At 73.1% G+C, this 23,464-nt stretch carries 24 protein-coding genes; 14 read left to right on the forward strand and 10 right to left on the reverse strand.

Features of this window, described 5'->3' with window-relative positions:
- Nucleotides 1–121 precede the first annotated feature (121 nt).
- A complete protein-coding gene (locus tag ACYBSK_RS16280) occupies nt 122–592 on the forward strand; it encodes a MarR family winged helix-turn-helix transcriptional regulator (protein WP_460246597.1) in 471 nt (156 codons plus the stop codon).
- On the opposite strand, the gene ACYBSK_RS16285 is transcribed toward ACYBSK_RS16280, so the two are convergent.
- The gene (locus ACYBSK_RS16285) at nt 570–1,838 is read right to left on the reverse strand and encodes a phytase (protein ID WP_460247040.1); all 1,269 of its coding nucleotides are present in this window, start codon (nt 1,836–1,838) and stop codon (nt 570–572) included. The two genes, ACYBSK_RS16280 and ACYBSK_RS16285, sit on opposite strands and share 23 nt — an antisense overlap.
- Nucleotides 1,839–2,104: 266 nt before the next feature.
- On the opposite strand from ACYBSK_RS16285, the gene ACYBSK_RS16290 reads away from it, so the two are divergent.
- From ACYBSK_RS16290 to ACYBSK_RS16315, 6 genes are all read left to right on the forward strand, one after another.
- On the forward strand, nt 2,105–2,758 hold the full coding sequence (locus tag ACYBSK_RS16290; RefSeq protein ID WP_457477811.1) for a GntR family transcriptional regulator: 654 nt from the start codon (nt 2,105–2,107) through the stop codon (nt 2,756–2,758).
- Between the two features lie 45 nt (nt 2,759–2,803).
- Complete coding sequence (locus ACYBSK_RS16295; RefSeq protein WP_460246598.1) at nt 2,804–3,556, forward strand: PIG-L deacetylase family protein; 753 nt, start codon at nt 2,804–2,806, stop codon at nt 3,554–3,556.
- Nucleotides 3,556–4,251, forward strand: coding sequence for a 4-carboxy-4-hydroxy-2-oxoadipate aldolase/oxaloacetate decarboxylase (locus ACYBSK_RS16300; RefSeq protein WP_457477813.1), 696 nt, complete (start codon nt 3,556–3,558; stop codon nt 4,249–4,251). The genes ACYBSK_RS16295 and ACYBSK_RS16300 overlap by 1 nt, the downstream gene beginning before the upstream one ends.
- Nucleotides 4,248–5,366 (forward strand): 4-oxalomesaconate tautomerase, encoded by a 1,119-nt coding sequence (locus ACYBSK_RS16305; protein ID WP_460246599.1) that lies wholly within the window; start codon nt 4,248–4,250, stop codon nt 5,364–5,366. Before ACYBSK_RS16300 ends, ACYBSK_RS16305 begins: the two co-directional genes overlap by 4 nt.
- Nucleotides 5,363–6,316, forward strand: a complete 954-nt coding sequence (locus tag ACYBSK_RS16310; protein WP_457477815.1) for a catechol 2,3-dioxygenase — start codon at nt 5,363–5,365, stop codon at nt 6,314–6,316. Before ACYBSK_RS16305 ends, ACYBSK_RS16310 begins: the two co-directional genes overlap by 4 nt.
- 61 nt (nt 6,317–6,377) lie before the next feature.
- Entirely contained in the window at nt 6,378–7,724 is a 1,347-nt protein-coding gene (locus ACYBSK_RS16315; RefSeq protein WP_460246600.1) for an MFS transporter, read from the forward strand.
- Between the two features lie 73 nt (nt 7,725–7,797).
- Here the strand turns inward: ACYBSK_RS16315 and ACYBSK_RS16320 are convergent, their stop codons facing one another.
- Nucleotides 7,798–9,300: a subtype B tannase gene (locus tag ACYBSK_RS16320; protein WP_460246601.1), complete on the reverse strand. Its 1,503-nt coding sequence runs from the start codon at nt 9,298–9,300 to the stop codon at nt 7,798–7,800.
- Nucleotides 9,301–9,460: 160 nt separating this feature from the next.
- Nucleotides 9,461–10,099 carry a TetR family transcriptional regulator gene (locus ACYBSK_RS16325; RefSeq protein ID WP_460246602.1) on the reverse strand — a complete coding sequence of 213 codons (639 nt, stop codon included), beginning with the start codon at nt 10,097–10,099 and terminating at the stop codon, nt 9,461–9,463.
- A gap of 20 nt (nt 10,100–10,119) precedes the next feature.
- Here ACYBSK_RS16325 and ACYBSK_RS16330 point away from each other — a divergent pair, with 20 nt between their 5' ends.
- Both ACYBSK_RS16330 and ACYBSK_RS16335 read left to right on the forward strand, forming a co-directional pair.
- Entirely contained in the window at nt 10,120–10,941 is an 822-nt protein-coding gene (locus tag ACYBSK_RS16330; protein ID WP_460246603.1) for a class I SAM-dependent methyltransferase, read from the forward strand.
- A gap of 76 nt (nt 10,942–11,017) precedes the next feature.
- Nucleotides 11,018–11,257, forward strand: coding sequence for a hypothetical protein (locus tag ACYBSK_RS16335; protein WP_460246604.1), 240 nt, complete (start codon nt 11,018–11,020; stop codon nt 11,255–11,257).
- A 15-nt stretch (nt 11,258–11,272) separates the two neighbouring features.
- Here the strand turns inward: ACYBSK_RS16335 and ACYBSK_RS16340 are convergent, their stop codons facing one another.
- Both ACYBSK_RS16340 and ACYBSK_RS16345 read right to left on the reverse strand, forming a co-directional pair.
- Entirely contained in the window at nt 11,273–13,039 is a 1,767-nt protein-coding gene (locus tag ACYBSK_RS16340) for a hypothetical protein (protein WP_460246605.1), read from the reverse strand.
- A 34-nt stretch (nt 13,040–13,073) separates the two neighbouring features.
- Nucleotides 13,074–13,307, reverse strand: a complete 234-nt coding sequence (locus tag ACYBSK_RS16345) for a hypothetical protein (protein WP_457477820.1) — start codon at nt 13,305–13,307, stop codon at nt 13,074–13,076.
- A gap of 196 nt (nt 13,308–13,503) precedes the next feature.
- Here ACYBSK_RS16345 and ACYBSK_RS16350 point away from each other — a divergent pair, with 196 nt between their 5' ends.
- Nucleotides 13,504–14,049, forward strand: a complete 546-nt coding sequence (locus tag ACYBSK_RS16350; protein WP_457477821.1) for a MarR family winged helix-turn-helix transcriptional regulator — start codon at nt 13,504–13,506, stop codon at nt 14,047–14,049.
- A 21-nt stretch (nt 14,050–14,070) separates the two neighbouring features.
- On the opposite strand, the gene ACYBSK_RS16355 is transcribed toward ACYBSK_RS16350, so the two are convergent.
- Nucleotides 14,071–15,804 carry a chloride channel protein gene (locus tag ACYBSK_RS16355; RefSeq protein WP_460247041.1) on the reverse strand — a complete coding sequence of 578 codons (1,734 nt, stop codon included), beginning with the start codon at nt 15,802–15,804 and terminating at the stop codon, nt 14,071–14,073.
- Between the two features lie 234 nt (nt 15,805–16,038).
- Here ACYBSK_RS16355 and ACYBSK_RS16360 point away from each other — a divergent pair, with 234 nt between their 5' ends.
- Nucleotides 16,039–17,037, forward strand: coding sequence for an NAD-dependent epimerase/dehydratase family protein (locus ACYBSK_RS16360; RefSeq protein ID WP_460246606.1), 999 nt, complete (start codon nt 16,039–16,041; stop codon nt 17,035–17,037).
- Between the two features lie 7 nt (nt 17,038–17,044).
- Here ACYBSK_RS16360 and ACYBSK_RS16365 read toward each other — a convergent pair whose 3' ends face one another.
- The 4 genes from ACYBSK_RS16365 to ACYBSK_RS16380 form a co-directional block, all read right to left on the reverse strand.
- Entirely contained in the window at nt 17,045–17,377 is a 333-nt protein-coding gene (locus ACYBSK_RS16365) for an ankyrin repeat domain-containing protein (RefSeq protein ID WP_457481766.1), read from the reverse strand.
- Between the two features lie 100 nt (nt 17,378–17,477).
- Nucleotides 17,478–18,941 (reverse strand): catalase, encoded by a 1,464-nt coding sequence (locus tag ACYBSK_RS16370; RefSeq protein ID WP_457477823.1) that lies wholly within the window; start codon nt 18,939–18,941, stop codon nt 17,478–17,480.
- 136 nt (nt 18,942–19,077) lie between these two features.
- Nucleotides 19,078–20,196 carry a sensor histidine kinase gene (locus ACYBSK_RS16375; RefSeq protein ID WP_457477824.1) on the reverse strand — a complete coding sequence of 373 codons (1,119 nt, stop codon included), beginning with the start codon at nt 20,194–20,196 and terminating at the stop codon, nt 19,078–19,080.
- Nucleotides 20,197–20,198: 2 nt separating this feature from the next.
- Nucleotides 20,199–20,945, reverse strand: coding sequence for a response regulator transcription factor (locus ACYBSK_RS16380; RefSeq protein WP_460246607.1), 747 nt, complete (start codon nt 20,943–20,945; stop codon nt 20,199–20,201).
- Between the two features lie 115 nt (nt 20,946–21,060).
- Between ACYBSK_RS16380 and ACYBSK_RS16385 the strand changes: the two genes are divergently transcribed.
- From ACYBSK_RS16385 to ACYBSK_RS16395, 3 genes are all read left to right on the forward strand, one after another.
- Nucleotides 21,061–21,762: a glycosyltransferase family 2 protein gene (locus ACYBSK_RS16385; RefSeq protein ID WP_460246608.1), complete on the forward strand. Its 702-nt coding sequence runs from the start codon at nt 21,061–21,063 to the stop codon at nt 21,760–21,762.
- Nucleotides 21,759–22,385 carry a TIGR04282 family arsenosugar biosynthesis glycosyltransferase gene (locus ACYBSK_RS16390; RefSeq protein WP_457477827.1) on the forward strand — a complete coding sequence of 209 codons (627 nt, stop codon included), beginning with the start codon at nt 21,759–21,761 and terminating at the stop codon, nt 22,383–22,385. Before ACYBSK_RS16385 ends, ACYBSK_RS16390 begins: the two co-directional genes overlap by 4 nt.
- Nucleotides 22,386–22,461: 76 nt before the next feature.
- Nucleotides 22,462–23,214, forward strand: a complete 753-nt coding sequence (locus tag ACYBSK_RS16395; RefSeq protein ID WP_457477828.1) for a class I SAM-dependent methyltransferase — start codon at nt 22,462–22,464, stop codon at nt 23,212–23,214.
- Nucleotides 23,215–23,464: the final 250 nt, after the last annotated feature.

Raw genomic sequence — 23,464 nt, forward strand, 5'->3', positions numbered from 1 at the left:
ATGTCAGGGTGCCTGACGTTATGTGTCAGGTAGCCTGACACGTGAAACGGTCGGCGGGCAAGGGCACGGTCGGTGCCGGAGCAGCCGAGGCGGCTGAGGAGTCCGGGAGGACGAAGAAGCGATGAGCGAGCCCCGACGTGATCTGCCGCAGCTCCTCGGTGACGCCCGGCGCTGGTTCGAGGACGGGCTGCTCGCGGAGCTGGAGGCGCAGGGAGTGGCGCCGATAACGCCCACCCAGGTGCAGCTCTTCGCGATGCTCGACGCGGACGGCACCACCGTCTCCGAGCTGGCCCGCCGCATGGGCGTCACCCGGCAGACCGTCCACCAGGCCGTGCGCGCCCTGATCGACGACGGCCTCCTGGAGCAGGTGCCGGACCCCGCGTCGGCCCGGCAGCGCCTGGTGCGCCGCACCGCCGAGGGGCGCCACGCGCACGACCGGGCGCGCCGCGCCCTGGACGGTCTGGAGGCCCGGCTGGCCGAGCGCATCGGCGAGGACGCGCTCGGCGCGCTGCGGGCGGCGCTGGAGGCGCCGTGGGGCGGGCCGTCCGACGAGCGGCCCGCCGCGGCCGTCAGTCGTCGACCGCGTCCGTGACCGCGCCGAGGTCGACGAACTTGAAGTTGGTGGACGGGCGGTCCGGATCGCCCGGCGCGTCGTGGCCGTCCTGCACGACCAGGAGGCCGTCCGGGTAGCGCCGGCCCAGCGGCTCGTTCAGGGCGGCGGCGCCGTCGCACTCCTCGGAGCCGTCGAGCCCGGCCGAGGCGGGCGTGACGCGGAAGCCGCCCTCGTAGGCGTTGGCGTCGGACACCTCGCGGTCGTACGCGGCGAAGGTGTCGTCGCCCTGGCTGGAGGCGAGCAGCAGGCCGTCGCCGTCCTCCTCCTCGACCAGCGTCAGGCCCTCGACGTCCGCGGTGAGGCGCTTGCCGCCGAAGCCCGGGTCGGCGCCCGCGACGCACTCCTCGCTCGCCTCGTCGTAGGTGCCGGGGACCCCGTACTCCTTCACCTTGTCGATCAGCCTCGGGGTGCCGGTGAGGTCGGCGCGCAGCCGCCAGATGCCGACGTCCTCCTGGCCGGCGTAGAGCGTGCCGGTCGCCGGGTCCACCACCATGCCCTCGACCTGCGGCAGCTCGCCGGGCTCGCCGCACGGCGACCAGGTGGCGCCGTTCGGGAGGCGGAAGGCGGACGGCAGGTCGAGGGTGCGGACCTTGGTGTAGCCGACCGTGCCGTCGGCGTTCGCCTTGAGTTCCAGGAGGGCGAGGCGGGTCCGCTCGCGTTGGCTGACCAGGGCGTACGAGCGGCCGCTCGCCCGGTCGGTCCAGGTGGCGAGGCCGTACGCCGTGCGCTGCTCGTTGATCTCGTCCTGGGAGGCGGAGAAGACCGGGGCCGCCTTCGGGTCGGTGACGTCGGTGAGCGGCCCGCCGGACCGGTCGCGGTCGATGCGGTACAGGCGCAGCCGGTCGTTGCCCCGGTCCGAGGTCACCGCCAGGTCGCCGAGGCCCGCGCCGCGGACCAGGTCGACGTTGTTGAACCGGCCGGGCGCGTCGTCGGCGGTGGGGCCCGCGGGGGCCGGGAGCGACTGCACCTCGCGTGCGTCGAGGTCGTAGACGCGCAGGCCGCCCTGTTTGGCGGTGGCGACGACGAGGCTGCGGCCGGGGTCCGCGGGGTTGCGCCAGATCGCCGGGTCGTCGGCGTCCGCGTCCCCGCCCGCCGCGTCGTCGTGCAGGGCGGCGGTCTCGGCGCGCGGCGTGACGGCGGGCAGCGCCCTGGAGGCGGCCTGCGCGGGGCCCGTCGTGGTCACGGCGAGTGCGGCGACGGTGGTGGCGAGGGCCAGCAGGGACATCCGTGGAGTGGGCACGTGAAAGCTCCTTCATGGCGCGAACATGGCGGACGCATTCTGTGATCTTGGTGTGAGGGGCAAGGGGGAGGTGTCCGAAGCGGGAGCGTACAAGGGGTGAACTCCCGGTGCTGCGAGGCGAGTTGGGGCGTGCTGCGCGCGTGCGCGGTGTCGGCGGCGGTGCACAGCGCACGAATAGGTTGCGAACAAAATCGTTGACAATTCTGTTCGCCTAGATTTAGCGTCGACACGCACTCATTCAGGGAGGGCACATGCCGAAGGAAGCCCGTCCAGGCTCCGGAGAGCAGGCCAAGCAGTACGCGCTGGACCAACTGCGCAAGGCGATCCTGCGCGGCGAGATGTCACCGGCCCAGCGGCTGGTGGAGAACGAACTCGCCGAGCAGTACGACGTGACGCGGGCGAGCATCCGCGCGGCACTGCTTGAACTGGCCGCCGAAGGTCTGGTCGAGCGGATCCGCAACCGCGGCTCGCGGGTGCGGGTCGTCACGGTCGAGGAGGCAGTGGAGATCACGGAGTGCCGAATGGCGCTCGAAGGGCTGTGCGCGGCCAAGGCGGCCGAGCAGGCCACCGACGCGCAGCTCGACGAGCTCGCCGAGCTCGGTGACGCGATGTCCAAGGCGGTCGGGGAAGGCGACCCGCTCACCTACTCCGACCTCAACCACGAGCTGCACGCCCGGATCCGCGACATCTCCGGCCAGCGGACGGCGGTGACGCTCCTGGAACGGCTCAATGCCCAACTGGTGCGACACCGCTTCCAGTTGGCGCTGCGGCCGGGGCGTTCGCAGCAATCCCTGGGAGAGCACCTGGCCATGATCGAGACGATCCGGGCCAGGGACCCGCAGGCGGCCGAGACGGCCGTCCGCGCCCACCTCCGCAGTGTGATCGACGTGTTGCGCGCCGATTGACGCGGCTTGGGGCGGGCGCACACCTGTCACCAAGGAGAAGCAACAATGAGCAACGGCAACCTGCCCGCCGCCCCACCACGATCGACCCTGGTGGTCACCGCGCACGCGGGGGACTTCGTGTGGCGGGCCGGCGGTGCCATCGCGCTCGCCGCCGCCCGCGGCGAGAACGTGACCATCGCGTGCCTGACGTTCGGGGAGCGCGGCGAGTCCGCGAAGGCCTGGCGGGAGGGCAAGAAGCTCGACGAGATCAAGGCGCTGCGCCGCGACGAGGCCGAGCGGGCCGCCGCCGCGCTCGGTGCCGAGGTCCGCTTCTTCGACGCCGGTGACTACCCGCTGGTGGCGAGCGCCGAACTGACCGACCGGCTCGTCGCCGTCTACCGGGAGACCCAGCCCGACGTGGTGCTCACGCACCCCGTCGAGGACCCGTACAACGGCGACCACCCGGCCGCCAACCGCATGGCCCTGGAGGCCCGCGTCCTCGCGCAGGCCATCGGCTACCCCGGCGAGGGCGAGATCATCGGCGCCCCGCCCGTCTTCTACTTCGAACCGCACCAGCCCGAGATGAGCGGCTTCAAGCCCGAGGTGCTCCTCGACATCACCGAGGTCTGGGACACCAAGCGCAAGGCCATGGAGTGCCTCGGCGCGCAACGGCACCTGTGGGAGTACTACACCGACCTCGCCGTACGGCGAGGTGTGCAGCTCAAGCGCAACGCCGGCCCCAACCTGGGGCTCGCCCACACGACCATGGCCGAGGCGTACATGCGCCCGTACCCGCAGATCGCGAAGGAGCTCGCCTGATGCCCGGCGTCATCGTCACCAACCCGCCCAAGGCCGAGGCCAAGGACGTCGAGGCGCTCGCCGGGTACGGCGTCGCCACGATCCACGAGGCGATGGGCCGCACCGGCCTCCTCGGCCACCACCTGCGCCCCAACCAGCAGGACACCCGCATCGCCGGTACCGCGGTGACGGTGCTCTCGTGGCCCGGCGACAACCTCATGATCCACGCGGCCGTGGAGCAGTGCGGCGAGGGTGACATCCTCGTCGTCACCACCACCTCACCGTCCACCGACGGCATGTTCGGCGAGCTGTTCGCCACCGCGCTCCAGAAGCGCGGCGTGCGCGGCATCGTCACGGGCGCCGGCATCCGGGACACCGCCGAATTGCGCGAGATGGGCTTCCACGCCTGGTCCGCCGCCGTGTCCGCGCAGGGCACGGTCAAGGCGACCGGCGGCAGTGTCAACGTGCCGGTCGTCATCGGCGGCGAGACGATCCGCCCCGGCGACGTCATCGTCGCCGACGACGACGGAGTCGTGGTCGTGCCCCGCGAGCGCACCGCCGAGGCCGCCGAGAAGTCCCAGGCCCGCGAGGAGAAGGAGGCCGCCACCCGCGCCGCCTTCCTGGAGGGCCAGCTCGGCCTGGACCGCTACGGGCTGCGGGACACCCTCAAGCGGCTCGGCGTCGAGTACCGCACGTACGAGGAGCACACCTCGTGACCGCGCCCGAGGAGCCGCGCTGCATGCTGATGCGCGGCGGCACCTCCAAAGGCGCCTACTTCCTCGCCGAGGACCTGCCCGCCGACCCGGCCGACCGCGACGACCTGCTGCTGCGCGTGATGGGCAGCCCCGACCCCCGTCAGATCGACGGCATCGGCGGCGCCCACCCCCTCACCAGCAAGGTGGCCGTGGTGTCGCCGTCCGCCGCACCCGACGCCGACGTCGACTACCTGTTCCTCCAGGTCAACGTCGACGAACCGGTGGTGTCGGACCGGCAGAACTGCGGCAACATCCTCGCCGGCGTCGGCCCCTTCGCCGTCGAACGCGGACTGGTGCCCGCCGCGGACGGCGAGACCTCGGTCCGTATCCGCATGGTCAACTCCGGCGACCGGGCCACGGCCACGTTCCCGACACCGGGCGGCCGGGTCGACTACACCGGCGACGCGGAGATCTCCGGAGTACCCGGGACCGCGGCGGCCGTGGTCGTCGAATTCCCGCCGGGACAGGGCGCGTTGCTGCCCACCGGGAACGTCCGCGACACCGTCGCGGGCACCGAGGTGACCTGCGTCGACAACGGCATGCCGACCGTGCTCGTCGCCGCCGAGTCCCTGAAGGTCACCGGCTACGAGGACCCGAAGGAGCTGGAGGCGAACGCCGAACTCGCCGCGCGCCTGCGCGAGATACGGCTCGCGGCAGGGGAGCTGATGGGCCTCGGCGACGTCTCCGACGCCACCGTCCCCAAGCTGACCCTGCTCGCCGCGCCCCGGCACGGCGGCGCCGTCACCACCCGGACGTTCATCCCCGTGCGCTGCCACACCTCCATCGGCGTACTGGGCGCGGCCAGCGTCGCCGCCGGACTGCGCCTCGACGGCAGCGTCGCGGACGGCATCGCCGAACCGGCCACCGGCACCGACCGCTTGCGCATCGAGCACCCCACCGGCTTCACCGACATCGAGAGCAGCATCGCCGAAGAGCCCGGCGGACAGCCGGTCGCGCGGCGCACCGCCGTCGTCCGCACCGCCCGCAAACTCTTCGACGGCACGGTCTTCCCCCGCGCGGCCGACACCGCTCCCCTCCCCGCACACCCCGCACCGACCCCAGGAGGTCCCCGATGACTCCGCCCCTCGGCGACATCGCCCACATCGGCCACGCCCAGCTGTTCACCCCGGACCTGGACGCCAGCGTCGGCTTCTTCACGGACTTCCTGGGCCTGACCGTCTGCGGCCAGGACGGCGACACCGTGTACCTGCGCACCTTCGACGACTACGAGCACCACAGCCTCGTCCTCACCGCCCGCGACCAGCCGGGCCTCGGCCGGCTCGCCCTGCGCACCTCCAGCGAGGACGCGCTCCAGCGCCGCGTCAAGGCCGTCGAGGAGTCAGGCGGCACCGGCCACTGGACCGAGGACGAGCCCGGCATCGGCAAGCTGTTCGTCACCACCGACCCCGACGGCCACGAACTCGCCCTCTACTGGGACAGCGAGCACTACGTCGCCCCCGACGGGCTCAAGCCGGCCCTGAAGAACCAGCCGCAGGCCAAGCCCAACCGGGGCGTCGGCGTCCGCCGCCTCGACCACGTCAACTTCCTCGCCTCGGACGTCGCGCTCAACGCCGACTTCCACGCGGACGTGCTCGGCGCCCGCCCCACCGAGCAGATCCGGCTCGACACCGGCCGCATCGCCGGCAAGTGGCTGACGTACACCAACAAGTCCTACGACGTCGTCTACACCGAGGACTGGACCGGCAGCCAGGGCCGCCTGCACCACATCGCCTTCGCGACCGACAACCGCGAGGACATCCTGCGCGCCGCCGATCTCGCCATCGACACCGGCGTCTTCATCGAGACCGGCCCGCACAAGCACGCCATCCAGCAGACGTTCTTCCTGTACGTCTACGAACCCGGCGGCAACCGCATCGAGCTGTGCAACCCGCTCACCCGCCTCGTCCTCGCGCCCGACTGGCCACTGATCACCTGGACCGAGGAGGAGCGCAAGAAGGGCCAGGCCTGGGGCCTGAAGACCATCGAGTCCTTCCACACCCACGGCACCCCGCCGATCCAGCCCTGACCCGGGGCTGTTCCACCACCACCTCCGGCCCGTCCGGACTGCCCGCACGAGAGGAACAAAGATGTCCTCGCGTTACCGCTCCCTCCTGCCCGAAAACACGGCAGCCCCCTCCGTCAGAAGCCGCACCGTCGTCATCGCCCTGTGCTGGGCGCTGGTCTTCATCGACGGCATCGACACGTTCATCTACGGCTCCGCGCTGCCGCACATGCTGGGCTCGAAGGCGCTCGGCCTGACCGATGCCACCGCCGGTGACATCGGCAGCTACACCACCTTCGGCATGCTGATCGGCACGATCCTGTCCGGCACGGTCAGCAACTGGGTGGGCCGCCGCAAGACGATCTTCACGTCGGTCGCCGTCTTCACGATCGCCACCGTCGGCTGCGGACTCGCGCAGAGCGCCGGGGTCTTCGGCTTCTTCCGCCTGGTGTGCGGGTTCGGTCTCGGCGCGCTGCTGCCGATCGCGATCTCGTACGGCATGGAGTTCACCACCGGCGCCCGCAAGGCGCTCGCGACCGGCATCATCATGACCGCCCACCAGACCGGTGGCGCCGTCGCCCCGCTGCTCGCGCTGTGGCTGATCGACGACTTCGGCTGGCGCTCGGCGTTCCTCGTGGGCGCGATACCCGCGCTGATCTTCCTGCCGCTGGCCCTGAAGATGCTGCCCGAGTCGCCGACCAACCTGCTCACCCGCGGCCGCACCGCGGACGCGCGGCGCCTGGCCGGCGAGTACGGACTCGCGCTGCCCGAGCCGAAGGGGCACGCCACCGACAAGCTGGAGAGCCTCAAGGCGCTCTTCCGCGACCGCCAGTGGCTGACGACGCTGTGCTTCTGGCTGACGTCGTTCGCCGGGCTGCTGCTGGTCTACGGGGTCGGCCAGTGGCTGCCGAAGATCATGGGCGAACTCGGGTACGAGACGGGCGACTCGCTGCTGTTCTCGACGTTCCTCAACGTCGGCGGCATCGTCGGCATGCTGGTCGCGGGCCGCCTCGCCGACCGGATCGGCCCGCGCCGCATCGTCATCATCTGGTTCACGCTGACCGCGGTCTTCGTCTACCTGATGGGCGTGCACATGTCGGTGGGGCTGCTGTACTGCGTGGTCTTCCTCGCCGGGCTGCTCCTGTTCAGCGGGCAGACCATGGTGTACGCGACGGTGGGCTCCCACCACGTCGAGGAGGACCGGCCGACCGCGCTCAGCTGGGTCTCCGGCATGGGCCGCTTCGGCGCCGTCTTCGGCCCGTGGGTGGGCGGCCAGCTGCTCGCGGCGGGCCACGCGGACCTGGGCTTCTCGATGTTCTCCGTGGCCGCCGTGTTCGGCGCCGTGATGATGGCGCTGGCCGCCCTGACCATCAAGGTGCGGGCGGACAAGGGCAGCGGCAACCGCGAGGGCTCGCCCGCGCTCGCAGGCTGACCCCCTTCGTGCACGACGGTGGCCCGGTCCCTTGGCAGGGACCGGGCCACCGTCGTACGAGCCGCTCGCGACGCTACTTCTTCCCGTGGCCCGTCACGGTCGCGATCCAGGCGATGAAGTCCGCCGCATCGGTGTTGGCGCCGTGCCCCTCGTCCCAGTAGTAGAGGTGGTCGACGTCGTCACCGAGGGCCGCGGCGCTCGCCGCGAGGTTGGCGGAGACGGTGTGCGAGGTGTCGGTGTCCTTCGTGCCGAGCCGGATCCACCAGTGCTTCGAGCGGCCCGGGTTGCCCCGCGCCAGGTGGTACATCGGGTTCATCAGGTCGAGCTTCTCCGGGATGTCGGACGCCACCCGCGAGCCGCCCACGCCGCTGGTGTCGTGCCGGGCGCCGTACGCCGTGAAGTGCCGCGCCTGGGTGGTGCCCGCGCCGAACAGGTTGTTCTCCGGGGCGGTCAGGCCGAACGTGTCGAAGGACGGCGCGGCCTTCTTGCGCGCGCCCACGTGCGCGAGGAAGCCCTCCCACGTGAACGTCGCCTGTCCGCCCCGCCACGTGAGGAACGGGTGGGCGGCGAGATACGCGGCGCGGTCGCTGTCCGACAGGGCCTTGAGGTAGCGCGTGGCCGACGGCTGGAAGTAATGCGTCAGCAGGTACTCGTCGTAGTTGCGGGCGGTGAGCTGCCCGTGGCCGTCGCGCCTGCGCAGCCGCAACGACGCCTGGTACTCGGCGAACTGGGCGCGCAGCTGCTTCGAGATCGTCGGGTCGGCCGCCTCGCCGCTGCTCAGCTTGTTGGTGCCCCAGTTCCACTCGTAGGCGCCGTCGGCGTGCTCCAGGTCGGTGATCGGGCACCAGGCGCCGGTCGCGAAGATCGCGTCGGAGGCGTCGGCGGCGCCCAGTTCGGCCAGGTGACGGGCGTAGAGCGGGCTGTCGCCCGAGGCGCCGAGCAACGACGACAGGGCGCCGCCCGCGCTCGTGCCCGCGGACACGATGTGCCGGGTGTTGCCGGGCAGGCGGCCCTGGTTGGCGCGGATGTAGCGGACGGCGGCCTTCAGGTCGACGATGGCGGCGGGCGCGGTGCCGTAGTACTCGCCGGCGTCGTTCTTGAGGGTGCGGCCGCGGGCGCCCGGTTCGACGACGACGTATCCGGCGGCCAGGGCGAGCAGTTGGTTGGACGCGCGGGTGCTCGCGCCGCCGCCGGGCATGCCGCCACCGCCCCCTCCGACGCCGTCCGCGTCGGCCACGGACGACGGCATGTAGCCGCCGATGGCGTTGGCGAGCAGGACGGGCGCGTCGGAGGCGTCGACCGCCTGCCCGTCGATCGCGACCGGCACGCTGACGTTCAGACTCTGGTACTTCTCGTCGACCGGCTTCGCGACGTACGTGATCGCCTTCCAGAAGCGGTACGTGACTTCCTTGTCGCCCGCGTCGGTGCTGACGGTCGTGGTCAGCTCGGTGAAGGCGTCCTCGTCGAACACGAGGGGCTCCGGGGACTTCTGCGCGGTGGTGTCGGTCGACGCCTGCGCGGTCCAGGTGAGACCACCGGCGGCCGCGACGCCCGCCGTGGCCCCGATGCCCCTCACGACGCTTCTGCGATGGATGGTCCTGTGCTTCAACTCGGCACTCCCATGGGGCTCTTGGGGCGGGTGGGTTCCCGCCCTACGACCCCACCGCACCAAGCGTCAACGTAAGTGTCAACAATATGGATGACATTCTTAGGTGTTGCTCAGGAGTCGGCCGGATCTAGCGAGGAAGCGCCCCCGCGACGGCGGAGGCGACGACGCGGCGCACGTCCGCCTCGCGGGGCGCGCCGGCCCCGCGGTCCGCGTACAGCAGATGGCCCGAGCCGATGAGGGTGAGACCGAGGGAGTCGACGTCGGTGTCGGGCGCCAGTCGGCCCGCCCGCCGCTCCGCTTCGAGGTACGCGCGGAGCATCGCGGTGGCGTCCGCCAGGACCGTGACGCCGGGGCGCCCGGCTGCCCGGAGCCGGGCGCGCAGCCCGTCGCGGAACGTCAGCAGGCCGACCATCGCCACGACGACCGGGGTGAACAGGTCCGTCAGTGCGTCGGTCAGGAGGTCGACCACGGTGCGGGTGCCCGCGGCGGCGACGAGGGCGGCCGCCCGCTCCTCCATGCGGCCCGCCCGGTCGAGGACGAGCTCGGCCAGGAACGCGTCGAAGTCGGCGAAGTGCCGGTGCAGCACCCCCTTGGCGCAGCCCGCCTCCGTGGTGACCGCCCGGCTGGTGAGCGCGGCGGCCCCGTCGCGCATGAGGACGCGCTCGGCCGCGTCGAAGAGCTGCTCGCGGACATCGCGGATGGCCACACCGGTCGGCACCTGCGCTTCTCCTTCGTTCGGCTCGGGCCAGACTAGAAGAGTGGGCATGTGCCCACTATGGTGGGCGCATGCCCACTCATGACGGGGGGAAGCCCCCGACCGCCGCGAACGAGCCGCACAAGGCCCGCGCCATGGCGGAGTCCTTCGGCGCCGACCCCGAGCGCTACGACCGCACCCGGCCCCGCTACCCCGAAGCCCTCGTGGCCCGGATCGCCGCCGCGGCCCCGGGTCCGGACGTCCTCGACGTCGGCTGCGGCACCGGTATCGCGTCCCGCCAGTTCCGGGCCGCGGGCTGCACCGTCCTCGGGGTGGACGTCGACGCGCGCATGGCCGCGTACGCGCGAAAGCGCGGACTCGACGTCGAGGTGGGCCGGTTCGAGACCTGGGACGCCGCGGGCCGCACCTTCGACGCGGTCGTCGCGGGGCAGACCTGGCACTGGATCGACCCCGTCGCGGGCGCCACGAAGGCGGCCGGGGTGCTGCGCCCCGGCGGCCGGCTCGCCCTCTTCTGGAACGTCTTCCGGCCGGGCCCCGAGGTGGCCGAGGCGTTCGCCGCCGCGCACCGCGACGCCCTGCCGGACGCGCCGCGCAACCCCTGGGCGGCGCCCGCCCGCGACGCCTACGACGCGATCTTCGCGAAGGTCGCCGACGGGCTGCGCGGGACCGGGCTGTTCGGTGAACCCGAGGAGTGGCGCTTCGCGTGGGAGGCCACGTACACGCGGGCCGCGTGGCTGGAGCAGATGCGCACGAGCGGGGAGGCGGGCACGTACCGGCCGCGGGAACTGGACGACCTTCTCGCGCGCACGGGGGCCGCGATCGACGCGCTCGGCGGCGCGTTCACGCTGCCGTACACCGCCGTCGTGGTCACCGCGGAACGCCGCGGCGCCTGACCGGCTCGCGCGGGCCGGGCGCGTTGTCAGTGGGGGGTGCTTACCTGGACTCGTACGGAAAGGGGAAGCAGCAGCCATGACTCAGGAAGCTCGGCGTCGACTGCCCGGACGGGACCTGTGCGTCCGGCGGCATCCGGACACACAGGTGGAGTGCGTGCTGGCCGACACGCACTATCCGGGCCCGCACCACGCGTTGGACGGGACGACGTGGCACGACGGGCTGTGCCGGGCGTGCCACGGCGACGGCAGAGGTGAGGGGGCGGTGTGCGGTGAGTGCGGCGGGGGCGGATTCTGCCTTCTGGAAGAACAGGAGTGATCTGCGGGGGCGGGGTCACGGCTGACCCGAGCAGCAGTCGTCCGCAGCGTCGAGGCGGCAGAAGCACGATGCGCGGATCGGGACGTCCGCCACCGCCAGGGCCGTCCGCAGCTGCGGGGCGATGATGCGGGCCTCGGCGTCTCGGCCGAGCCGGAGCAGGCACTCGTGGTAGCCGTGCAGCGCCCACACGTTGTTGGGGTGACGCAAGGGGCGCGGCAGGGTCTCGTCCAGGCCCAGGTCGGCGGCGTACACGGCGGCGGCCTCGGCGACCCTGCCCTGTTCCAGGAGCAGCGCCCCGTACGCGTGCCGGGTCGGCTGCATCCAGCCCCAGGGCTCGTCGTAGGGGAGGGAGTCGTCGAGGTCGATGGCGCGGCGCAGCGCCGCGAAGGCGCGGTCGAACTCGCCCAGGCGGTAGGCGAGTTCGCCGTCGAGCATGGCCGCGGCGACCGCGAGGAGATCGCGGCAGGTGTTGTTGAAGAGCGTGCGGGACTCCGGCACCCGCTCGACGGCCGCATGGAAACGCGCGTGCTCGGCCCCGGCCTCCCGGGTGTGGCCGGTCGCGGCGAGGGCGACGCCCTTGCCGTAGTGCAGCATCGCCGTCGTCGCGCAGTACAGCTCCGGGTCGGCGGGCAGCGGCAGGTCGAGGAGGTCCTGCCAGCGGCCGAAGCGGACCAGGGCGTGCACCCGCATGCCCAGGAAGCCCTCCAGCCAGTCCGCCATCGGCGGCGTCCCGACGCGCAGCAGGTCCTCGGGGATCGCGGCCTCCAGACGGTCCACGGAGTCGAACGCCACCTCCGCCTGGCCCGCGAACATGGCGCCGTACAGCCGGAAGTGGAAGTTGTGGCAGCGGTAGAGCGTGTAGAAGTTCATCGCGCCGCCGCGGGCCAGCGCCAGCTCGTCCGCCTCGATGGCCCGGGTGTTGGCGTCGATGACGCGCCGGTAGTCGCCGCACAGGACGTCGATGTGCGAGGGCATGTGGTGCAGATGGCCCGCGTCCGGGACCAGGCCGCGGAGCCGGTCGGCGACCGGCAGCGCCTGCTCGGGGGTCGGGGACATCTCCATGAGGTGGATGTAGAGGTGCAGCAGACCGGGGTGGTCGCGGCCGTCCGGGCGGGCCAGCGCGCGCTCCAGGACCTCCCGCGCCTCGATGGTGCGGGCGCCCTCGGCGGGCCGGCCGGTGGGCAGGTCCCACAGCATCCACGGCGTCAGGTTCATCAGGGCGTCGGCGTACAGGGTCGCGACGTCGGGGTCGTCCCGGTGGTTCGCGTAGACCTTGCCCATCGCCTGCGCGTACTCCTCGTTCCACACGGACTGGTCGGGGGCCGGTCCTGCCGACGGGTAGCGGGACTTGAGGGCGTCGATCAGCGCCTGCTCGGCCGGGGTCGCGCGCCCCGCCGCGAGCGTCGCCCGCTGCGCCGCCCGGTGCGTGCGCTCGACCGTCGACACCAGCTCCCGCTCGTCGAAGGCGTCCCACTGCTTGTTGTAGTTCGGGCCCAGGGCGTAGGCGAGGCCCCAGTGCGCCATCGCGCAGTGCTCATCGGCCTCGGCGGCCCGTTCGAAGCAGGCGACCGCCTCCTCGTGGTGGAAGGCGTAGGTCCACATCAGACCGCGGTCGAACCAGAGTTGGGCCTCGGGTGAGCGGGTGGTGATCTCTCGGTGGAACGTACCGAGGTCGTAGTAGCCGTCGTCGTTCACGGGCGCCGCCTTCGACGAATGTGCCGGGTCCGTCCCGGCGAGGGGCAGATCCGGCACATTGTCCCGCCGCGGTCGGCGCCGCACCATGGGCCGCGCCGACGGACGCCCGGTCGACGGGTGTTCAGTCGTGCAGACGCTTGCGCAGCAGGTCCTTGCCCAGCGCGGCGCCCTTGCGGCTGTCGGCCTGCGCCTTGCGGAAGAGCTCGGCGAGCTCGTCGTCCTTGGTGCGCTCCGCGTCGTGGATGTAGGTCTCCAGACGCAGCGCGTTGCTGAGGCACGACTCGACGAACCAGACGAGGTTGTAGTCCTTGTCCTGGGTGCCGGTGACGTCGCCGGTCTCGGTGGTGTGGGCCATGGTTGTCCTCCGTGTCGTCGTGTCGTTCCGGTGGACTTCGTGCGGGCGGCCGGGTACCCGGGTCGCGCCCACGTACGCACGGGGGACCGCGCCGGGCACCCGGACCGGGGCCTCCGCGCCCGCGGGGAACAACGTTTCGGCCATGTCAGAATGTGGGCCATGGCGACCAGGGCACTGCGGAGCGAGCGGCGGACGCATGGCTGAGCGTGCGGGCGAAGTCCCCGCCGGGGACCGGGACGACGTCGACGAGGTGACCCGCGCCGTGCTCACCGCCTCCAGGCTGCTCGTCGCGGTCTCGGCCCGGTCGCTGGCCGAGGTCGAGGACCGGGTGACGCTGCCGCAGTTCCGCATGCTGGTGGTGCTGTCGACGCGCGGCGCCACCAAACTCGTCACGCTCGCCGACCAGTTGCACGTGGCGCCGTCGACGGCGATGCGGATGGTGGACCGGCTGATCGCGGCGGGCCTCGCCGACCGCAGCGCCAACCCCGCCAACCGCCGCGAGACGCTGCTGCGACTGACCGAAGAGGGACGCCGCACGGTGGAGAACGTGACGGCGCGGCGCCGCGAGGACATCGCGGGCATCGTGCAGCGCCTCGACCCGGAACAGCGGGCCTCGCTGATCGGGGCGCTGGCCGCGTTCAACGAGGCGGGCGGCGAGCCCTCCGCGCCCGGCGGCGTCGACCCGGCGCTGTACCCGCTGGGCTGGGCCGACCCGCCGACGGGCGTCGCCGACCGGACCTGAGCCCGGTCGTCGGACGCGGCTTCAGACGGGCTGTGTCCGCGCGGGGCCGGACGGTTCCGCCGCCGGTTCCGGTGCCGGTTCCGGGTGGTGCAGGGCCCGCAGTGCGCCCTGGTGGCTGAGCCAGCCCACCGGTTCGTCCGTCTCCGCGGCCAGCACCGGAAGACCGGTGCCGGGCGCCGCGAGCAGCGTGTGCAGCGCCGTCGCCAGTGGCTGGTCCGTGGTGACACGCGGCGCGGGCAGGGCGAGTTCGCCCACGGTGGCCGGCGCCGCCTCCGGCTGCTCGGCGAGCGCCTCGGCCACCGCCTGCGCGGTCACGGTGCCGAGGTGGGCGCCTGAGCCGTCGCGCACCGGCAGGGCGCCGTGCCCGGAGCGGCTCAACGCCTCGGCGGCGTCGGCCAGGGGCAGGGACGCGGGCAGGGCATCGGGCAGCGGTTCGAGCACACTGCCGACCGGTTGGCCGCCGAGCGGCGCGTGCGGCGCGGGACCGTCCAGATCGATGCCGCGACGGCGCAGCTTCAGCGTGTAGATCGTGTCGCGGGCGAGCAGCCGACTGGTCGCGGTCGCCAGCACGATCGCCAGCATCAGCGGCAGGATGATCGAGTACTCGCCGGTCAGCTCGAAGAGGATGACCACGGCGGTGATGGGCGCCCGGGACGAGCCCGCGAACACGGCGCCCATGCCCACGAGCGCGTACGCGCCCACGGCCCCGGCCGTGCTCGGCAGCAGCGCGTGGGCGACCGCGCCGAACGCGGCGCCCAGCATCGCCCCGATGAACAGGCTCGGCGCGAACACGCCGCCCGAGCCACCGATCCCGATGGTCAGGCTCGTGGCGACCATCTTGCCGACGAGCAGGAGCAGCAGGAACCCGACGGCGTACCCGCCCTGCGTCGCCCGCTCCAGGACCGGGTAGCCGACCCCGTACATCTGCGGAAGGGCGAGCAGGACCAGGCCGAGCGCGAGACCGCCGGCCGCGGGGCGCAGCCACTCGGGGCCGCGCCACAGCCAGTCGCAGGCGTCCTCGATCGCGTACAGCACCCGCGAGAAGCCGACGCCGACCGCACCCGCGACGACGCCGAGGACGGCGAACAGGGCGTACTGGCCGAGGTGGTGGACGGGGAAGTCCGGCAGGTTCAGGAACGCCACGTCGCCGAACGCGGCCCGCCCGATGACGCTCGCGGTGACACTGGCCAGGACCGTGGCGCCGAACGCCTCGACGGTGAACGCGCGCAGGATCAGCTCCATCGCGAAGAAGACACCGGCCAGCGGCGCGTTGAACGTCGCCGCGATGCCGCCCGCCGCGCCGCACGCCACGAGCAGCTTCAGCCGCTGTTCGGACAGGCCCGTGATCCGGCCCAGCGTCGAACCGAGCGCCGAACCGATCTGCACGATCGGGCCCTCGCGCCCCACCGAGCCGCCCGAACCGATGGTCAGCGCCGAGGCGAGGGTCTTCACCACGGCGACCTTCGGGCTGATCCGGCCGCCGCGCTGGGCGACCGCCAGCATCACCTCCGGCACGCCGTGCCCGCGCGCCTCCTTGGCGAAGCGGTGCACCAGCGGCCCGTAGAGGAGGCCGCCGACGACCGGGGTGACGAGCACGAAGAAGGGGCCGAGCCACGGCAGGCCCGGGTGGGCGCCGCCGGGATCCGACGCGTAGTCGGCGTGCCCGGAGAACAGGTGCGTGAACGTCTGGATGCACCAGCGGAAGACGATCGAGCCGAGCCCCGCTCCCGCGCCCACCAGCACCGCGAGCCCCATCGTCCACCCCCGGCCGTCGAGCATCGGCCGTCGCGCCCGCAGGCCGTCTCCTGAGCCGTTCACTGTTTTACCCGCCTTACTTTTGCACCATGCAAAACCCGGACCTTTGCATTATGCAAAACGTGTCAAGGGGGCGAGCCGCAGGGGGCCGCGGGGGCGGGCCGGGTCTTACGGAGTGATGACGCGACGGCCCGGTGCCGTGGCGGGCGGGGGTGGGGGCCCTAGCGTGGCGGCATGCGAGTACTGGTCACCGGCGGTGCCGGGTTCATCGGGTCCCATGTCGTCGAGGCGCTGACCGCGCGCGGGCACGAGCCCGTGGTGTTCGACGTCCAGGACGATCCCGGCGCCGACGTGCGCGACCCGGAGGCGGTCGCCGCGGCGCTGGCCGGAATCGACGCGGTGTGTCACCAGGCGGCGATGGTCGGGCTCGGCAACGGGGTGGCCGACGCCGCCGAGTACGTCTCCCGCAACGACCTCGGTACGGCGGTGCTGCTCTCCGCGATGGCCGAGGCCGGGGTGCGCAGGCTCGTGCTCGCCGGGTCGATGGTCGTGTACGGGGAGGGGTGGTACGCCTGCGCCCGGCACGGCGTCGTCCGGCCGGGACCGCGCGCCGCCGCCGACCTCGACGCGGGCCGCTTCGAGCCCACCTGCCCCGACTGCGGAGCCGCGTTGGCGCCGGGGCTCGTCGGCGAGGACGCCCCCGCCGACCCGCGCAACGTGTACGCCGCGACCAAGCTCGCGCAGGAACACCTGGCCGCCGCGTGGGCGCGCGCGAGCAGCGGAACGGCCGTCTCGCTGCGCTACCACAACGTGTACGGCCCCCGGATGCCCCGCGACACCCCGTACGCCGGTGTCGCCTCGTTCTTCCGCTCGGCGCTCGCCCGCGGCGAGGCACCCCGCGTCTTCGAGGACGGCCACCAGCGCCGCGACTTCGTGCACGTACGGGACGTCGCGGAGGCCAACGCGGTGGCGCTGGAGGCCGGGTCCGAGCCCGGCGTGCTGCGCGCGTTCAACACGGGCAGCGGCACCCCGCACACCGTCGGCGAGATGGCGTCGGCGCTCGCGGCGGCGTACGGCGGGCCCGGACCCGTGGTGACGGGGGAGTACCGGCTCGGCGACGTCCGGCACATCACCGCGGACTCCGCGCGGATCCGTGCCGAACTGGGGTGGAAGCCCGAGGTGCGCTTCGAGGACGGCGTGACGGAGTTCGCGCGGGCCGCCATGGCCGGCTGAGCGCCGCTCAGCGGTCGAGTAGGTGCTCGCGCCCGAACATCGCGGCGGCGGCGCGCGCCGACGGGGTGCCGCAGTCGAGGTCGGCGCCCGCTTCGATGAGCACCGCCACCACGTCGTCCGCGCCCTTGAACAGGGCGCCCGCGACCGGCGACTGGTCGCGGGCGTTGCGCAGGTCCGGGTCGGCGCCGAGGCGGAGCAGCGCGCGGACCGTGTCGGCGTGCGCGTGGTAGGCGGCCAGCATCAGCAGGCTGTTCGCCTGCGGGTCCGTCGTGTCGACCGGCAGACCGTGCTCGACGAACTCCACGAGTTCGGCCGTCCTGCCCTCCCGCGCCAGGTCCATGGCGAGGGCGACGACCCGCTCCGTCTGCTCGGGCGTCAGTGCGCCACTGTTCACTCGTACCACTCCTGAGGGGTGTGTGCGGCTGCCGGACGGGCGCGGCTCAGAGGTTTCCGGCCGCCAGGGCCTCGATCGCCTTGCGGACGCCCTCGCCGTAGGCCGGGTCGGCCTGCGTGCAGTTGGCGATGTGCCGCTCGACGGTCGCCCGCGACGCGCCGTTGATGGCGCGCGCCGTGTTCTCGAACAGGACCTGCTGCTGCTCCGGGCTCATCAGCCGGAACAGGTTGCGGGGCTGCTCGAAGTAGTTGTCGTCGTCCTCGCGGAAGTCGAACCGGTCGGCGACGGCGCCCACGGCCTGGGCCGGGTCGCGGTAGGCGGGCTGCTCGCGCCAGCGGCCGTACGAGTTCGGCTCGATGCCGGGCGTGGCCCCCTGGTTGCCGTCGACACGCATGGCGCCGTCGCGGTGGTAGGAGTTCACCGGGTTCTTCGGCGCGTTGACCGGGATCTGGTGGTGGTTCACGCCGAGGCGGTAGCGCTGGGCGTCACCGTAGGAGAACAGCCGGCCCTGGAGCATCCGGTCGGGCGAGAAGCTGATGCCGGGCACCACGTTGGCCGGGGTGAAGGCGGCCTGCTCGACGTCCGCGAAGTAGTTGTCCGGGTTGCGGTTCAGCTCCCACTCGCCGACCTCGATCAGCGGGTAGTCCTTCTTCGACCAGACCTTGGTGAGGTCGAAGGGGTGGAAGCGGTAGCTGTTCGCGTCGGCCTCCGGCATGACCTGGATGAACAGCTTCCACTTCGGGAAGTCGCCGTTCTCGATCGAGTCGAACAGATCGCGCTGGTGCGACTCGCGGTCCTTGCCGACCAGGGCCTCGGCCTCGGCGTCGGTGAGGTTCTTGATGCCCTGCTGGGTGCGGTGGTGGAACTTCACCCAGAACCGCTCGCCCTCGGCGTTGATCAGGCTGTACGTGTGCGAGCCGAAGCCGTGCATGTGCCGGTACGAGGCGGGGATGCCGCGCTCCGACATGACGATGGTGACCTGGTGCAGGGCCTCGGGGAGGTTGGTCCAGAAGTCCCAGTTGTTCTCGGGGTCGCGCATGTTGGTGCGCGGGTCGCGCTTCACCGCGTGGTTGAGGTCAGGGAACTTCAGCGGGTCGCGGAAGAAGAACACCGGCGTGTTGTTGCCGACCAGGTCCCAGTTGCCCTCGTCCGTGTAGAACTTCAGGGCGAAACCGCGGATGTCGCGCTCGGCGTCGGCCGCGCCGCGCTCACCGGCGACGGTGGAGAAGCGGGCGAACATCTCGGTCTTCTTGCCGATCTCGGAGAAGATCTTCGCGTTCGTGTACCGCGTGATGTCGTGCGTGACCGTGAAGGTGCCGAACGCGCCCGAGCCCTTGGCGTGCATACGGCGCTCCGGGATGACCTCGCGGTCGAAGTGCGCGAGCTTCTCCAGGAACCACACGTCCTGGAGCAGCATCGGCCCGCGCGGGCCGGCGGTCACGGAGTTCTGGTTGTCGGGAACCGGCGCACCGGCAACCGTGGTCAGCGGCTTCTGGTTGTTCTCGGGCAAGGCTGGCTCCTTCGCTGGGACACCGGAGCGCACCGCGGGGATCCGCGGCGGCTCAGATCGTGAACCCGATCCTAACTTGGACTCAGTCCAAATCAAAGACGGGTCCAGGCGAAGCCGCTCGCCGCGGTACCGGCCGTCAGGAGGCGGACGCGGCGGACGGCAGCGTGACCTCGAAACGGCAGCCGCCCGGAATGTTGCGCACCGACGTCCGGCCCGCATGGGCCGCCACGATGCCCTGCACGATCGCCAGACCGAGCCCCGCGCCCGCCGGAGGGGTCCGCGCGTGCGTGTCGCGCCAACCGGTGTCGAAGACACGCGGCAGGTCCTCCTCCGGGATACCGCCGCAGGCGTCCGAGACCGACACCACCACGCCCTCGGGCGAGCGGTGCGCGGCGACGGCGACCGTGCCGTCCGCGGGCGTCCGGCGGATCGCGTTCACCAGGAGATTGCCCAGCACGCGGCTCATCTCCTTGCCGTCGACCTCCACCGGGACCGGCTCCACCCGTTCGCCGACGAGCCGCACCCCGTGCTCGCGGGCCAGCGGGTCCGCGCCCGCCAGTGCATCGCTGACCAGGTCGTACAGCGACATCCGCGCCGGACTCAGGGGCAGCGCGCCCGCGTGGATGCGGGACAGCTCGAACAGGTCGCCCACCATGCCGTTGAGCCGCTCGACGTCCGTGCGCATCTGCCGCAGATAGCGGTCCGGATCGGCGGCGACACCGTCCTCCAGCGCCTCCGCCATCGCGCGCAGGCCCGCGAGCGGGGTGCGCAGATCGTGCGAGATCCACGCCACCAGCTCGCGCCGGGAGGTCTCCAGGGCGCGCTCGCGCTCCCGGGAGGCGGCGAGCTTCGCGCTGGTCGCCGCCAGCTCACGGCTCAGCTCCTCCAGCTCGGCGGTGGCCGGGGCCGCGGGCGCCGCGAAGTCGCCGCCGTCGCCGAACGAGCGCGCCGCGACGGCCAGTTCACGGCTGCGCGCCACCACCCACCGGCCGAGCACCAGCGCCGTACCGAGCGAGACGACCGCCGCCATCGCCACCACCGTCGTCACCACGCTCAGGTCGTGCGGCGACAGGAACATCGCCCACGCCACGGCGAGCGTCCCCGCCAGCATCGCGACCACGCCGACCGTCGACACCACGGCGAGGGAGGCGGTGAGCGAACGGCGCCGCAGCAGCCGCAGCGCCGCCGCGCCCGCGAGCCCGGTGACGGCGGCGCCGGCGAAGGCGTACAGGGCGATGAGAAGCATGTCGTGCACGCTCAGGCCTCCTGGGCGTCGGGCTCGGAGTCGGGCTCGAAGCGGTACCCCACGCCCCACACCGTCCGGATCAGCCGCGGGCGCGCCGGATCAGCCTCGACCTTGCCGCGCAGCCGCCGGATGTGGACCGTGACCGTCGACAGGTCGCCGAAGTCCCAGCCCCACACCTCGCGCATCAGGTCCTCGCGCGTGTACGCCTGCCCGGGATGCCGCAGGAAGAAGGCGAGGAGGTCGAACTCGCGCAGGGTGAGAGCGAGCTCGGCGCCGTCCCGGGAGGCCCGGCGCGCCGCCGGGTCGACCGTGAGCCCGCCCGCGTGCAGCGGCAGCTGCCGGGCCGTGGCCGGGCGGGCGCGGCGCAGCACCGACTCCACCCGCAGCACCAGCTCGCGCGGGCTGAACGGCTTCGTCACGTAGTCGTCCGCGCCGACCTCCAGGCCGAGGATCCGGTCGTCCTCGTCGCCGCGCGCGGTCAGCATGATGACCGGGACGGGGCCGCGTTCACGCATTCGGCGGCACACCTCCAGACCATCCATGCCGGGCAGCATCAGATCGAGAACCACCAGGTCGGGACGGTGCTCGGTGGCGCACGCGAGAGCGGCGGGGCCGTCGTCGGCGCGGTCCACGCGGTATCCCGCGCGGTCCAGGTACCCCGCCACCACCTCGGCGACCGTCGGATCGTCGTCGACGACCAGGACGCGGGCCGCGGCGCCGTCCCCGGCCGCCGTCGTGGGCTCGTATGACTGCTGCATGGACCCAGCCTCGCACCGTGCCCGGCGTCCGCGGGCGGCCGTGCCGTGCCGGGGCGGTCGATGTCCGCGTTTCGTACGGATCTCTCGCCGGATATGTCCGAATCGGACTCGTAGGGTGAGAGCCGTGACAAGCCCACCCACCACCGTCGACGTGGTCCTCCCCTGTCTGAACGAGGCCGAGGCGCTGCCCTGGGTCCTCGACCGGATCCCGCCGCACTGGCGCGCCCTCGTCGTCGACAACGGATCCACCGACGGCTCCGCGGGCATCGCCCGTTCCCTGGGCGCGACCGTCGTGCGCGAGGAGCGGCGCGGATTCGGCGCCGCCTGCCACGCCGGACTCACCGCGTCCGACGCCGACATCGTGTGCTTCTGCGACTGCGACGCCTCCCTCGACCCCGGACGGCTCGCGCCCTTCGTCCGCGAGGTCACCGACGGCGAGGCCGACCTCGTACTGGGCCGCCGCCGCCCCACCGCGCGCGGCGCCTGGCCCGCGCACGCCCGCGCCGGAAACCTCGCGCTCGCCCGCATGCTGCGCCGCAGGACCGGACTGCGGCTGCACGACCTGGGGCCGCTGCGCGCCGCCCGCCGCGAGGCACTGCTCGGGCTCGGCCTCGACGACCGGCGCAGCGGCTACCCGCTCCAGATGGTGGTGCGCGCCGCCGACGCGGGCTGGCGGATCGCCGAGCACGACGTGCCGTACCTGCCGCGCACCGGCGCCTCCAAGGTGACCGGCACCTGGCGCGGCACCTGGCACGCGGTGCGCGACATGAGCCGGGTGCTGTCGGAGGCACCCGCAAGCGAAGGGAGCACACGGTGAGCACACCCCACGACCTGCTGGTCATCGCCAAGGAGCCGCGCCCCGGCCGCGTCAAGACCCGCCTCACCCCGCCGTTCACCCCCGAGGAGGCGGCCGGGCTCGCCGAGGCCGCGCTCGCCGACACCCTGGACGCGGTCGCCGCGACCCCGGCGGCCCGCCGCATCCTCGTCCTCGACGGCGAACCCGGCCCCTGGCTCCCGCCCGGCTTCGAGGTCGTGCCGCAGTGCGCGGGCGGCCTCGACGCACGCCTCGCCGCGGCCTTCGCCGCCAGCACCGGACCCGCGCTCCTCATCGGCATGGACACCCCCCAGGTGAGACCCGACCTGCTCGCCGTGGACTTCGCCGACTGCGACGCCTGGTTCGGCCCGGCGCTCGACGGCGGCTTCTGGGCCCTCGGCCTGGCCGCCCCCGACCCGCAGCTGCTGCACGGCGTGCCCATGTCCACGGCGCACACCGGCGCCGCCCAGCGCGCCCGCCTCGTCGCAGCGGGACTGCGCGTCCGCGACCTGCCGCCGCTGCGCGACGTGGACACCGCGGAGGACGCCGCGGCCGTGGCCGCCGAGGCCCCGCACGGCCGGTTCGCCGGGCGCCTGGCGCGCTGTACGGCGGGGGCCGGACGGTGACCGCCTGCAGGCCGCCGCGCGGCCGGACGTCCCGTTCGCGAACCGCCGCCCGCCCCCGTACACCGAAGGTCCTCCGATGAGCGCCCCGCCCGCCGCCCCCTGGGCGAGCGCCGACCCCTACGCCACCGCCCTGCGCACCGGCCGCGGCCCGCTCTTCCTGCGCCGTTCCGACGGCTGGCTGCTGCCGCTGGAGGTCGAGCGCTGGTGCGCGCGGGCCGACGGCGTCGACCGGCAGGTGCTCGACCGCTGCGAGGGCGCCGTGCTCGACGTCGGCTGCGGGCCCGGACGGCTCGTCGCGGAACTCGCCGCGCGGGGCCGCGCCGCGCTCGGCGTCGACGTCAGCGAGGCCGCCGTCGCCCACAGCCGGGACCTCGGCGGCCAGGCGCTGTGCCGCTCGGTGTTCGACCCGCTGCCCGGCGAGGGCCGCTGGGACACCGTGCTGCTCATGGACGGCAACATCGGCATCGGCGGAGAGCCGCACCCGCTGCTCTCCCGCATCGCGCAGCTCCTGGTGCCCGGCGGCCTGCTGATCGCCGAGGCCGCGCCCGTCGACGTGGACGAGCGGGCCAGCGTGCAGGTCACCGACACGCCCGGCTGGGCCGCGGGCCACCCCTTCCCCTGGGCGCGGCTCGGCGCGCCCGCCCTCCTCCGGTACGCGGCGGGGGCGGGCCTGCGCCCCGTCGATCAGTGGTCCGTGGGCGGCCGCTGCTTCGCCGCGCTGCGCACCCGCACCGCGAGCAGCAGCGCCGACCCGGCGAACAGCGCCGCCGTGACCAGCAGCCAGTGGCCCAGGTACACCTCGGCGGAGCGCCCCGTCGCCGACCGGTAGCGCTCGTCCACCACCCCGCCGATCAGCGGGAACCAGACGAGCAGCAGCAGCCCCGACAGGGCGGCCGGAACCCGGACGTACCCCACCCGGTCCCGCCGCCCCGCCGCCGCGAACCCCCGCACGAGAAGCCGGTCCACGCCCGCGTACAGCGGCACCAGCACGAGGTCGTGCACCAGGGCCGCGCCCACGAGCCACAGCGCCACCCCGAACCAGTCGTCCGCGAGCAGCCGCACCCCCGCGTACCCGGCGA

The sequence above is a fragment of the Streptomyces sp. BYX5S genome (genome assembly GCF_054724165.1).